The 12,924-nt window shown below is 43.1% G+C and carries 8 protein-coding genes; 2 read left to right on the top strand and 6 right to left on the bottom strand.

Going from position 1 to position 12,924, the window contains the following annotated elements; genetic code table 11:
* Positions 1 to 77 precede the first annotated feature (77 nt).
* Positions 78 to 944, top strand: a complete 867-nt coding sequence (locus Q0081_RS00595; RefSeq protein ID WP_298348169.1) for a hypothetical protein — start codon at positions 78 to 80, stop codon at positions 942 to 944.
* Between the two features lie 90 nt (positions 945 to 1,034).
* Here the strand turns inward: Q0081_RS00595 and Q0081_RS00590 are convergent, their stop codons facing one another.
* The 5 genes from Q0081_RS00590 to Q0081_RS00570 form a co-directional block, all read right to left on the bottom strand.
* Positions 1,035 to 2,501 (bottom strand): RagB/SusD family nutrient uptake outer membrane protein, encoded by a 1,467-nt coding sequence (locus Q0081_RS00590; protein WP_298348168.1) that lies wholly within the window; start codon positions 2,499 to 2,501, stop codon positions 1,035 to 1,037.
* A 20-nt stretch (positions 2,502 to 2,521) separates the two neighbouring features.
* On the bottom strand, positions 2,522 to 5,524 hold the full coding sequence (locus Q0081_RS00585; RefSeq protein ID WP_298348167.1) for a TonB-dependent receptor: 3,003 nt from the start codon (positions 5,522 to 5,524) through the stop codon (positions 2,522 to 2,524).
* A gap of 1,641 nt (positions 5,525 to 7,165) precedes the next feature.
* The gene (locus Q0081_RS00580) at positions 7,166 to 7,876 is read right to left on the bottom strand and encodes a class I SAM-dependent methyltransferase (RefSeq protein WP_298348166.1); all 711 of its coding nucleotides are present in this window, start codon (positions 7,874 to 7,876) and stop codon (positions 7,166 to 7,168) included.
* 46 nt (positions 7,877 to 7,922) lie between these two features.
* On the bottom strand, positions 7,923 to 9,146 hold the full coding sequence (locus Q0081_RS00575) for a serine hydrolase (RefSeq protein ID WP_298348165.1): 1,224 nt from the start codon (positions 9,144 to 9,146) through the stop codon (positions 7,923 to 7,925).
* A gap of 166 nt (positions 9,147 to 9,312) precedes the next feature.
* Positions 9,313 to 10,710: a hypothetical protein gene (locus tag Q0081_RS00570; protein WP_298348163.1), complete on the bottom strand. Its 1,398-nt coding sequence runs from the start codon at positions 10,708 to 10,710 to the stop codon at positions 9,313 to 9,315.
* 289 nt (positions 10,711 to 10,999) lie between these two features.
* Between Q0081_RS00570 and Q0081_RS00565 the strand changes: the two genes are divergently transcribed.
* Positions 11,000 to 12,199, top strand: a complete 1,200-nt coding sequence (locus Q0081_RS00565) for a hypothetical protein (RefSeq protein ID WP_298348161.1) — start codon at positions 11,000 to 11,002, stop codon at positions 12,197 to 12,199.
* Between the two features lie 405 nt (positions 12,200 to 12,604).
* On the opposite strand, the gene Q0081_RS00560 is transcribed toward Q0081_RS00565, so the two are convergent.
* A partial coding sequence (locus tag Q0081_RS00560) for a hypothetical protein (RefSeq protein ID WP_298348160.1) occupies positions 12,605 to 12,924 on the bottom strand: 320 nt, incomplete at its 5' end.

Genomic DNA, 12,924 nt, shown 5'->3' with positions numbered 1-12,924 from the left:
TAGTAATAAAGACGGATTAATTCTAATTCTCTCATAGTCAGTTTAATAAATGTTTGGCAACACAAATTTACTGACTTATGAAATTACTACCTCTCATTTTTACAACCCAAGATTCGCATTACTACGTTGATGTGCACAATAACGCGTGGGTTGATCTAAATCCCACAAAAAATAAAGCAACCGACCCCAACAACGCACGTACCTCTACCTATCGGATTCCCGATGAGTTTACGACTAATCCCCAACAATTTGGGAAAGGCACCGATTGGCAGGATGTCATGTATCGCGTGGCCCCTTCGCACAACGCACAATTGTCGGTATCGGGTGGTACGGAGAAAACGCAGTTTATGTTTTCGGAGGCTTATTTGGACCAGCAGGCGGTGTTGGATCAAAACTATTACAAGCGTTTAACGATTCGCTCCAACATCAAACACAAAGTATCCGATAAATTTACCATTAGATTGAACTTGGGAACGACTGCTATTTTTGACCGCACCGACGGAACCCAAGGCAAAAGCGACGTAGTAAGTTTGGCTATTCAGAGTGACCCTATTTTTCCGGTGTATAACGAAAACGGCAATTTGGGTTATCGTGACCCGAATTCGACTTGGAACAAATACTTGGCGTACAATGACTTAAATCTATGGCATCCATATTCGTTGACGCGTTTTATCCACAAACAAAACAAGTCGTTTAACACCCTCGGTACTGCTTTTGGGGAATATAACATTACGAGTTCGCTTAAATTCCGTTCGAGCATCAGTGGCAACTTATATAATAACTGCTTAAACTCGTATCGTATCAAAAATCAAGGGTATGGCTATTCCGGGCTTTTGGGCTCGGAAGGGTATACAAACAGCAGCTACCTATTCAACTGGCTGAGCGAAAATACCCTGACGTATGATAAACTGTTTGGCGACCACGGTGTAAGTTATAGCGATTGAACCCTGTTGGCATTTTTCGGATTCGCGTCAATTTTCAAAATAAAAACACCCCTTAGCTAAGGGGTGTTTTTATTTTGAAGCAAAGATTAATTATTTAATCAGGGGGTTGTTGACAAGCTCAACATCTGGAATAAAATACGTAAATCGGGTGATACTGCCACCTGTTGGAGTTTTGCCTGCGGCCTTGGCCAACGCATCAGCTCTGCCCGTACGAACCATATCCCACCATCTTTTACATTCGTACATAAACTCGTAGCCACGCTCTTGGAAGACCAAGTCGTCGAAAGCGGCTTTTGATAGACCAGCAGGAAAGTCAGCCACTGTGCTGGTTTTTGTTAAATCTACACCGTAACCACGTCTTCTTACTTGGTTTACTGCATCATAAGCTGCGGGGGTTGGGCCACTGATTTGATTTTCACATTCGGCAAAAATCAAGTATGCTTCTGCAAAACGGTACAAATAGAAGTCGTTCCCTGAGGCGGTTTCTTCGGGGGCTGCGCCATCACGGTATTTGCCAAACATGTAGATAGAGCTGGGTATCATATTAGCCCTGATTTTAACGCCACTGATAGAAATGGTATCAATCAGGTTCCAAGTTCTGCGCAAATCTTTTTTGTCCCAGCCTTTTATCAATGGACAATCTCTAACCATCAGTGCCGAAATACCACGAGCGGCCAATCCCGCTTGCAACGCCCGTCCTTCAAAAGCATAAGTAGGTAAAAATGAACCCAATGCCTTCTGTTGAGAAAATTTAATAGCAAAAATTTCTTCTGAGTTGGTAGGTGTAGAAGGCGAGTAAAGCGTTTCCAATGATTTAACTAAATCGTAACCATATTTGGCTTTGTTATCAATCACTTCTTTGGCTTTGGTACGGGCATTTGCGTAATCTTTGTTCCAAAGATAAATCTCGGCCAACATCATTTTGGCCGCCCCTTGCGTGGCTCTTCCTGTACTTGCTTCGGCTACTTTTAGGGGAAGTGCTGTTTCACAAAAAGCCAAATCTTTGATGAGCTGGTCTATGATTACTTTCGAGTCTGACAAAGGCAATGCAGTATCGTTTGAGTTGGCGATAGGCGTAAGACGCAATGGCACAGCCCCAAACATACGAGTCAACCACCAATAGCAAGTAGCTCGAATAAAAAGTGCTTCCGCCTTGAAGGGGGCTTTCACGTCCGTAGCCAACGATTGGTCCTCATCAATGGTTTTTAAAATCAAGTTTGCCTTACCGATGGCCTCGTAGAACGTAGTCCAACGGGCCGTGTTATCACCTCTTTGGGGCTCAAAGTTGTAGTTCATGTAGTTGGTTCCACCACCCGCGGGCAATTGGCAATATTCTGCACAACCTTCCACGTCACGTGTGAGAGTAGATTCCCAGAGCCGCCCGCGAGAACGAGAAAGCGGCTCGTAAGCCCCAATCACAAACGCATCCAATAAGGGTTTGTTTAAGGTAGAAATTTGGTATTTCGCAGGCGGTATTTCATCTAATAGCTTTTCGCAGCCGGTCAATGTACCCATCAAAAGGGTCAAAAGTAGGGGTATGATATTTATTTTTTTCATTGCTTGAATATTGTTTTGAATTAAAGACTGATTGATAATCCCAAAGTGATTGATTTGACCCCTGGATAAGCACCATTGTCAACACCTTGTTGCAAAGAGTTACCACTGAAAGCATTCACTTCTGGATCATATCCTTTGTACTTTGTGATGGTAAACAGGTTTTGGCCAGACACATAAACATTGGCCGATTTGAAGGTTTTATTACCACCCATCGGAATTCTATAATCCAATCGAATATTGCGCAAACGAATGTAAGAACCATCTTCAAGAAACAACTCAGACCTACGGTGAATGTCTGACGCTTTTGGATTTGGGTAATAATCGTAAATGTTGGCAATTCGGTTGTAAGCGGGCGTAGGCGTTGCGGCAGTAAACAACAACTGATTGTCAATGATGTTGCCTTGTACACTCGACCAAGTCATTACAAAGTTGAATTGTTTGTAACGAATACTGTTAGTGATACCAATAATTGAAGTTGGATATGGGCTACCAAGTAGTTGGTTGTCTCTTCCGTCAATAATTCCATCACCATTCAAATCAATATAAGCCAACTCTCCTTTGGCGTCTGTACCATTGGTTTTAGGGCCATAAAAAGCCGAAAGAGGGTCACCAGGGGTAACTCTCGAATTTCCTGAGCTAAACGGAAGGTTATTCTTAGTAGCAACGACCTTGTTTTTATTGATGGACAAATTGGCATCAATCATCCAACGTAGGTCTTTGGTATTCAAGATGTCAGTACCCAACTCGAATTCAAAACCTTTGTTTTGAACCTCACCCACATTGTCAATGATGGTATTATAGCCCGTTGAAGGCGCCAACTGAACCGTTGCCAAGAGCGAAGTGGTGTTTTTGATGTAATAATCAAAAGACGCACGGTACTTATCATTCGCCAAACCTAAATCAAGCCCCAAGTTGGTTTGTGTAGTAGTTTCCCAAGTGAGGTTATCGTTAGGCAAGGTAGGAGAAAGACCAACTGCCAATCCTGAACCTGCGCCTTGTGCGGTATTGATGATGTTTCCGAGCAACAATGACTGATAAGGCTGAATGGCAGGGTTGCCTGATTGTCCCCAACTTCCACGAATTTTTAGATTAGAAATAACGCTAAAATTCTTCACAAACTGCTCTTCGGACGCTCGCCAAGCAAGACCCACCGATGGAAAAACACCGTATTTGTGGTTTTTACTAAATACTGAAGCCCCGTCCCGACGAATACTTGCTGAAAACAAATAACGGTCTTTGTAATTTAAGCGTAAACGGCCGAAAGTTGACACCAAATTGTTTTTAACAATATCCGTCACTGGTTTTGACACACTACCTGCTGCCGAAAAACTGTAGTTCTTCAAATCGTCGTTGATGTATTTTGAACCTAACAGTTGGATAATGTCTTGCTGAGAGCTCTGAACAGATGCACCTATCACCCCTTCAAAATCAATTTTGCCCAATTTCTTTTTATATTCTAAGAAATCTTCGGCAACGACATTGATAGAATTCGTTGTGGTCAATTGGCCAATGCCTACCCCTGAACTCAACTGCGCCAAAACAATCGGGAAGTATAAATCGGCACGAGCAGCGAAATAATCGGCTCCGAAGCGAGCGGTATTTGTTAAACCTTCAATCAATTTTACGCTAAAATCCATGCCTCCTTGAAAACGAGTCACGATATTTCTGTCCAAAGATTCTTTGGTAAATGCCAATGGGTTCTCTACGTCAATACCACTAAATGAGAACGGGCGCGGATTACCGTAAGTGCCATCTGCGTTGTAAGGTGCCACCGTAGGCGAGGCCAAAACCATAGCTCCTACACCGTTTTTGCCAGTATAGCGAGTTGGTGAGTTATCTGAGGGTGAAAATCCGTTCGATTGCGTTCTGGCTACCGTCATGTAGGTACGAAGGCTTACTCTCGAATTCAATTGGGTATTTAGGTTGAAACGAAGGGAGCCTCTAAAAAAATTGGTAGCAAGAATAATTCCAGGCTGAGTCAAGTAGTTTCCAGAAACATAATATTGCGTTTTGTCAGTACCTCCCGAAAAACTTAAGGTATGGTTTTGTTGCAATGCACCGCGCAATACTTGGTCTTGCCAGTCGGTATTGGCATTTGTGGCATTAGTTACCTCAGAAGGCAATGCTAAATTTGAGTTGGCATAGTATTTTTTGAAAAAATCAAGCATTTGCGTGCCATTCATCAAGTTCAATTTTTTCTGAATAGTTTGGTGGGTAAAACTAGCATCGTAAGTGATTCTATTTTGACCTGCCTTACCTTTTTTAGTTGTAATTTGCACAACTCCATTTGCCCCTCTCGACCCGTAAATAGCGGTTGCCGAGGCATCTTTTAGTACTTCAATACTTTCAATATCGCTCGAATTGAAAGCCGAAAGCCCGTTCAGTGCTCGATTGTCGTTATTATACTGCGGCACACCGTCAATGACAAATAAGGGTTCATTGCCTCCTGCAATAGAAGTAACTCCGCGCACGCGAATAGAAACACCAGCACCAGGCTGTCCAGAACTCTGCTGCACCTGTACTCCTGTCATGCGGCCTTGCATGGCACTTTCTACACTCGTAACGGGCATTTCTTGGATGGTTGCCGACTTGATGGCAGCAGAAGAGCCTACGAACTCAGCTCTTTTTTGATTACCATAACCTGTCACGACAACCTCTTCGAGTGCTTTAGTGTCAGGTTTGAAGCTGACATTAAGCATCGTTTGGTTTGAGATAGTAATTTCTTCTTTGAGGTAGCCAACGAACGAAAAAACTAAAATATCTCCTGCATTTGCATCAATACTGTACTTTCCATTGATATCTGTATTAACCCCTATGGTAGTACCTTTTTTCAAAATACTTACGCCAGGCAAACCTGTGCCATTTTCATCCGAAACCGTGCCTGTAATTTTCTGTACAGTTTGATTCGTAAGATTGTTTCGGTACTTTTTTGCAAAAGATACCTGTGATTGTGTCATAAACACCATAGCCAACAAAATCCCCCAAATAGATATTTTGTTTCTGGGTTGTAAAGGGTTTGTCATAGAAAAATTGTTTTAAATTGATATAAAAATTAAGGAAATACAAACGGAATAGATTGTATGCTAGGGGGTAAAGCCAATCTAATAATCAGCCAGGATTTTAATTAGTGATTATGCTATTTTTTCAAGAGATTCAAATTATTGCTTTTCTTACTTTCATTGTAAAAGCTAAGTAATTATAACCTGTTTATTTGGTACATTACAAATAAAATATTTAATTTTTTTACGCAAACGTTATCGGCAACGTTGCCAACATATATTATTTTTAGTTTTTATTGATTTTTTCGTGGAAATCAAAAGACAATGTTTTTAAACCTGCCTCTGTTTTTAGAGCAAGAAAATGTACAAAACCAATAATAAAACAGTAGAAAATCACCTTACGCAACTACAAGGAGACAATCCTAAAAACTATTCTTCTATGAATCTGCTTTAAGATAGTGGGTGGTTTTTGCTGGTAAGAACACCATAGCCGTCAGGCTAAGAATATCTTTAGGCGATGCTCTGACAGTCATTGTATCAAGTCTTTTTCTTTTTTGGCTGTAAGAAAGAGGGTTTCAAATAAATTAGCCATCCACTCTTTTAATCCCACTAGTCCATTTCTAATGTATTCCCAGAAAGCATTTAACCGCATCGACGGTCCGATTTTTTAGCGCTTTATAGGCCCTCCATTCGTTGAGCTCGAAGTCTTCCGCATCGGCGGTCCAATTTGTATTCAACACATTTATTGAAAAGGGATTGAATATGCCCTCCAATCAGTATTGCGATTAGTTTTCGATAAAGATAACACTCAAAACGAGCGATACTCATTTTACCTATTTCATCTATCTCAAAAAGACTTTTCCAAATCTTAAACAGCACAGGGCCGCCCGCGCGGTTCTATCTACCAACGAAGTTTATAAAAAGCATAGATTTGTTGGGATTTTAGCTGTGCTTTGGTTGTATTTCGGACCGCCGACGCGGGTGATAAAAATAGTATACGCTGCCAACTTTTTCTTGAAATCAGAAGTCTGATACTGCTTGTCTGATTGTTGTGGCTTAGCTGATATTGCTTTAATCGTTTTTGAGCCACCTCCGTAGGCATTTTTGCAGATGTAGTCTTACAAAAAGTTTTTCCTTCTACAAAAACTTGCTCCCAATCTAAAGCTTGATATTTACCCACAACATCTTTAGTGAAAAGGCTTGTGCCTACTTTATGTCAGCCGTGTCGTGACTCGCACGATATTGCTCGTCGATGTTGTCGCTTTGTCTAAGCGTAATAAATTCGTCTGCGGTTTTTATCATTTCTGGCACGATTGTAACTAACGAAAAAGGCTTGGCGTTAGTGGGAAATTAGAGTTCTGTCTGTCCACAACAGAAGGGGCTACGTCATAACAGAACAGAGATTAGGTTTAAAACATGAACACAGCATTAACGCTGAACCGCCATTTTGCTGATTCTTGTAGGCAATAGATTGCAGAGGGGAAACGGGCACTCACCGTGTTACAAACACTCTTTGTATAGTGAGTGCGCAGTCATCCTTTGGAAGACAACGCACAATAAAGAAAGCATCCTTGTTGCGAGTAGTCTTTTAAAGAGAAATTGCCTATTGCCAATAAATAGCTGTTGATAATTACTTCCCGTTGCTACAATTGAAAATCAAAAAAATCACCTCTTAACCGCCCTGATACACATAAAACCTGGAAAGTTATTGAGTTCTTTAAAGTGCTTAGGATCAAGACGCTCAAACTCTGCGGTGGGTTTGGGTTCAATCAATCGGTCGATGTAAAAACCGTTGTCGGTTAAGGGCAACAGGCATTCACTTAACGGCCTTCGGTAGCTGTTTACTTCGATTGGTTTTCCAAAGCCATTCCAAGTGCATTTGACATGCTCCACTTCAAAATACCGAGTAGATTTAAAGTAATTGTATTCAGAAAACGGATGTTCGATGGAGATCACAAGGGTTCCTTTTGGTTTTAATACCCTGCAAAATTCTTGGATGGTCAAGGTCCAATCCTCGACATAGTGCAGGGCCAAGGCACAAAGAACGATGTCGAAAGATTCATTTTCAAATGGATCAAAAGGCATTGATAAGTCATGGACCAGAAAGGTGCCGCGCCCTTGGTTTCTCTGCTGCGCTAATTGTATCATGGTAGGACTGATGTCAAAACCGGTTACGTCAGCTCCTCTTGATAATAAAATTTCGGCATATTTTCCTGGTCCGCAGGCGGCATCAAGTACAGTTTTACCTGCCACCTCTGGCAATAAATCAAGAGTGTTGGGGCGGTCGTAGTAGGCGTTATGAGGCTTACGCTCAATCAATTCATTGTATTTTTCAGCCATCTCTTCATAGGCTGATATTATTTTTTCCTTAATCATTTTCAGCTTTTTTTTTCAACAGGTTAGTCGACAAATTCATTGAGTCTTACTCATTATCCCATTTCAAAACGGCTTTAATCACCGCCTCACGGATGGGGTTGGGATTGAAATAGTCTTTTGTGGGCTGGAGACCCATATTTTGACGATTGATAAGGAGAATGACCGAGAGTTTTTGTTCCGGTACTACCGTGATGCTCGTGCCCGTAAAACCCGTATGTCCAAAGGTACCCGCAGGGGCATTGCGCATGAACGCATTTTGAGGGTCCATCATCCAACCGAGACCGTTTTTAAAGCTATCGGGTATCAGGAATAAGGTAATGGTTTTCGCTGAAATAAACGACTTTCCCTTCACTTGGCCTTTGTTTTTCAGCATATCCACCAATTTCTGAAGGTCATCCACGGTCGAGAAAAGCCCGGCTGCTCCCGAAATCCCTTCGTTGGCATACCAGGCATTGCCATCATTTACTTCCCCTTGCAGAACGTATTGGCGCCAACCGGTCCAACTTTGGGGGTCTAAGCCCTTTACGGTAAAGCCCAGCGTAGGGTCTTCCACCATGCGTTTTTCGTACGGATTTCCCATGGAAGTGGCCGCAAAACGATTGGATTTTTTGTCGGGCGTATAACCGGTGTGGGTCATGTGGAGCGGGGCGAAAATTTCGGTTTTTACGTACGTTTCCAATGGTTTCCCCGAAACATTTTGAATGATTTCGCCCAAGAGAGTAAAGCCCAAATCCGAATAATGACGCCCTTCGCCCACGGGGAATTTCAACGGAAGTTGCTTGATAAAAGCAACTGTGCTTGCTCGTTTGTTAGAAAAATAATACAACGGATACCACTCATACAGCCCCGAGGTATGGGTCAGCAAATGCCGAATCGTAATTTTCTTTTTGTCACCCTCGTCAAACCCTTTTAGGTACTTGGAGGCCGGGTCTTCCACGTTCAGTTGCCCTTGGTCGTGAAGTTTCATGATGGCCGTGGTGGTTCCGATTACCTTCGTCAACGACGCAATGTCAAACAAATGGTTCACCGTCATTGATTCAGGGTGTACAGCCATCGAACCGTCAAATTCTTTCAGCTTGGTGTAGCCGTACGCTTTTATGAATACTGTTTTGTCTCCCTTTTTGACCGCAAGCACTGCTCCAGGAATCTTTTTTTCGGTGATGTATTTTTCGATGACGGGACTGATTTCGTTTTCAAGGGTTTGAGCCGATTTCTTTTGGGCAAAAGTAAAGGAGGCAACCAAAAGCAGTAAGAAGTAAGCGAATTTCATCTATAAATGGGTTTTGAATGTTCTGAGTGATTAAGAACTGTTAAAATTTATCCGTTGCGTAAACCTACAAATTCTTCCACGGAAAAAGAACCTTCCTGACATTTACGTGTAAGCCCTGACTATTCGTCATCGCACCGCACGAGCGGCCCCATTCGTCATTCGCTAATCAGCTTCCTCCACAACCGCCGCAGCCTCCTCCACATCCTCCGCCTCCTCCGTCGCCACCACTGCTGCATCCCGCGCCGCCATCCCCGCCGCTGCTTTTTTCGGAAGAGCTAACGGAAGTAGCGCCTCCCAGCCAGCCCGTTCCGCCGTCGGAAGCGGGGGCTTTGTTGAACACGCGTTGGAGAGTTTGGTCATTTCCCAAACTATACGAAGCGTTGAACAACATAAAAGTTAAAGCCCCGACCGTAATTTGCCCTCCCCAATCGGTGGTTTGGTACGCATCGCTGACAGTTCGTTCTATCAACGTTGTTTGTTCTATGATTACCCAAACAATGACGTACGCAATCATCATTAACATCAAAAAAATCACCGGTTTCCCATTTAGAATTCCCTGAAACAACCTTGTTATGCCAATCAACAGCACCCATCCCTGAAACAGCTTTGCTCCCAAGTCTTGTGAAAGTTCGTTTTTAACGGAAATCGTTGCTTTAGTGATGGCTTGAGCATAGGGGTATAACAACCCTCGCAAGCGCTCGACGGGCATCGCCTTTTCATCCTGTGCCTGCAACGAGTACATCATCGGTTGATGAATCGTTGTATCGTACGCAAACCTATCTTCGTGTTGGTAACTGATCCAGCCTCTTTCGGCAAAATCTGCCACGAGAGTGCGGAATACTGTTTCCGTATCTTTGAATAACGCCGCAAAATGGTAGGGGTGCAATTGATGCATCGTTTCCTGCAAGACCTGTTTCTTAAAACGGATTTTGTGGTAGGTTCCCCACCAACCCCAAGCCATCAGGAGCAAATACGCCAACAAAAAGTGAGGTCCTGATAACATAAACATCACTAAAGATAGCATGCCTAAGACCGCAGCCCCTACCAGCCAATAGCTATATCCTTCCCAAATCGGTGTTACCTGTAATGTGGGTGCTCGAAACGGCGAAGTCGGCGGCAGATACGACGTTAAGTCGAGTCCTTTGGGTAAATGCCAACAATCTGCTGGTGGCAATTCCTGAAACTCTTTTACGTAGGCGATGAGTGTATCGGCATACCAATCCTGGTGGCGTTGGTTTTCGGAAGTTCCTCCTTTATTGGGATAGTGGTGCAGTTCTCGTTGCAGTACTTCGCCGCACAATTTTTGCCAGTAGCTCACCGTGTAGGTCAAGTGCAAATGCCAAACTTCATCCACCATTTCCGAGGGCGACGCGCCCTGCGGCATCGTTAGGCACAGGTACAAAAACTTCTTGTATTCGGCCATGGCTCGCTTCGCAAAATCGGGTGTCCACTTTGTTTCTTTGATTAATTTGTCCGAAAACTGCACCGCCTCCTCGGGCGAATCGTCTAATTGAAAGTCGCTTAGTTGCTGCCAGAGCGACGGATTGGAAAGGGAAGAGTTCATGATTAAAGATTAAGGTTTGTGTTGACTGATTTCATTGACCGAAAGTTCAGGACTTTTGCCGCTCAAAGTCAAGGGTAACTGCTAACCGCTCGCTGTGTAAGCGTTGGTTACAGCAAGATTACATATTGCCAATATATTGATTGTCAGATTGTAAAGGAAGAGGTGTGTTGCAAGCTGTGTTTGTTTATCAACAATTAATAAAATGGGTGCAATCACTTAAAAGAGTTAAATTGCGCCCTGAAAATGATAAAGAATTGCCCATTTGCCATTTGCCTATTGCCCTTTAACTATGAATATCGAAGTTGCCCGACCGCTGTTTGAAAAATTGTGGAATCAAGTACTCGAAGTGTATTTTCAGGAAGAACTGGGCCTTCCGTACGTGGATTTTCGAACGCCGCCGCACTCAATGAACCAAGTGCTGGGTAATGCGAGTTGGTCTAAAAACAGTACGTTTGAAAAGCAGCAAAAACGCCAACTGCCCGCTTTTGTCGGGCAGGCTACGCACCGTAAAAGCCTGGAACTTCACGAAAAAGGCATTGGTCCCGAAACCTACAAATTTGGGGGCAGTACCTTCCGCGACCGCCACGACGACCTCCTCAAATCTGCCAAAACACACATTGGGACGACCGATCATTTTATGTTAGCCCTTGTTCGTACGCTCGGGTTTTCTACCCTCGACGATTACCGCCAAGCCCATGGTTTTGAGGCTGCGTCGGTGCGTACCGGCCTAACCAAAGCTCCTTCTGATGCGTCCCAATGGGAAAACCAATCGGCAGCACTCACGTCGGAACTTCAGCAACTTAACCAAACCCATAAAAAACTTCGTCAAACCGAAAAATGGTGGAAAGTAGCAGCTGCCATGGCTTGTATGGGCCTTCTTACGGTGGTAGGGTGGGGGTGGTTTTTTAATCGAGAAAAAACCGAGGGGAAAGTCATACGCTCCATTGCCGACACGACTACGTTGGCGAAGGGTGTCATAGGGAATTGGTACAGCTACAACCGCTCCTACGAAGCGCGCGGTAAAGACGACGGTTATACATTCAACCGAATGGCGTGGCAAATTTCGGTGGATAACCACGGCTATTTGGCATTAAAACGCTATTGGAAAGCCATTGAATTTGACGGCTGGACGGAGTTTATCAGCGGCACTACGCCTCAACTTCATTTTTTTATCAACGTATACCAATACGGCAGCGGCTACAAAAACCCCGTCGGTTATCGGCACTTCAATTGCGGGATATGGGGCGAAAATGCTGACTGGATGCACGCCGACACGCTGAGCTGCGTCTGCACTACTTACAATTTTAGCGACAGTCATTTGGGAGAACCTTTAGCTGGACGCGAAATTTTGATTCGTCAACCTCGCACTTCGTTCGACTCCATCAAAGCAGGTGCTCAGAGTCTTACCGCTTCCGAAGCTCCGTGGTTGGAACGTTTTCTTCCCAAAGGCGATAGTTATTTATTTCAGAAACCCAAGGGAAAAAAATAGTACTTACTTGACTGGAAATGTTCTTCTATGTCTTCGCCATGGTCTTTGTCTTCACCATAGCCGTCAGGATAAGAGTTAGACGCAGTATTTTTGTCATCAAAAACGATGAAGCCATTGATAGACTTACTGAAAACGATAAATACTTCAGAATTGAGTAATTATTTAGCAACACTTTTTGATGATGATTGGCTGGAGGAGCAAGCCCAAAAGACGGGTTTTATAGTTCGTAAAAGGAGTGGTCTTAGTGGGTGTATGTTGTTAATAATGAATGTTTTAGAATTATCAATTCATTCCAATCATAGTTTACAAGAGCAGTGTGAATAGTTAAATGATAATTTTGGTGTTTATCTTACAAAGCAATCATTAGATGAATGATACACTACTTTTGCCGTTGTTTTTATGCGTTCATGTTTCGAACGAGTATTGACTACTTGGATAAGAGAACATAAAGTAGCAGAGCAAATTGTCATCATTGTACTTTGCCTCCATACTTGTAAGCATCAAAACGTTTTTTAGGCTTGAGTTTTTTAGCTGTGCTTCAATCTCAGCCTTTGTAACATTTGGTTTGATAGTGACAGTCGTAGTTTTATTATGGCTCTTACCTAATATTGGACTGATGAACAAAATAGGTAGTTTTGTAAGAAAAGATGAAATTTGAGCTACAGTTACATAAGATTTTAGATGTTTCAGTTTGCTGGGAAATACTACGTTCGGTACGTTGGTCC

It is taken from the genome of Runella sp., assembly GCF_027484545.1.
Taxonomy (GTDB): domain Bacteria; phylum Bacteroidota; class Bacteroidia; order Cytophagales; family Spirosomataceae; genus Runella.
Note: the sequence above shows the minus strand (reverse complement) of the source record. Positions and strands in the feature narration are given on the sequence as shown.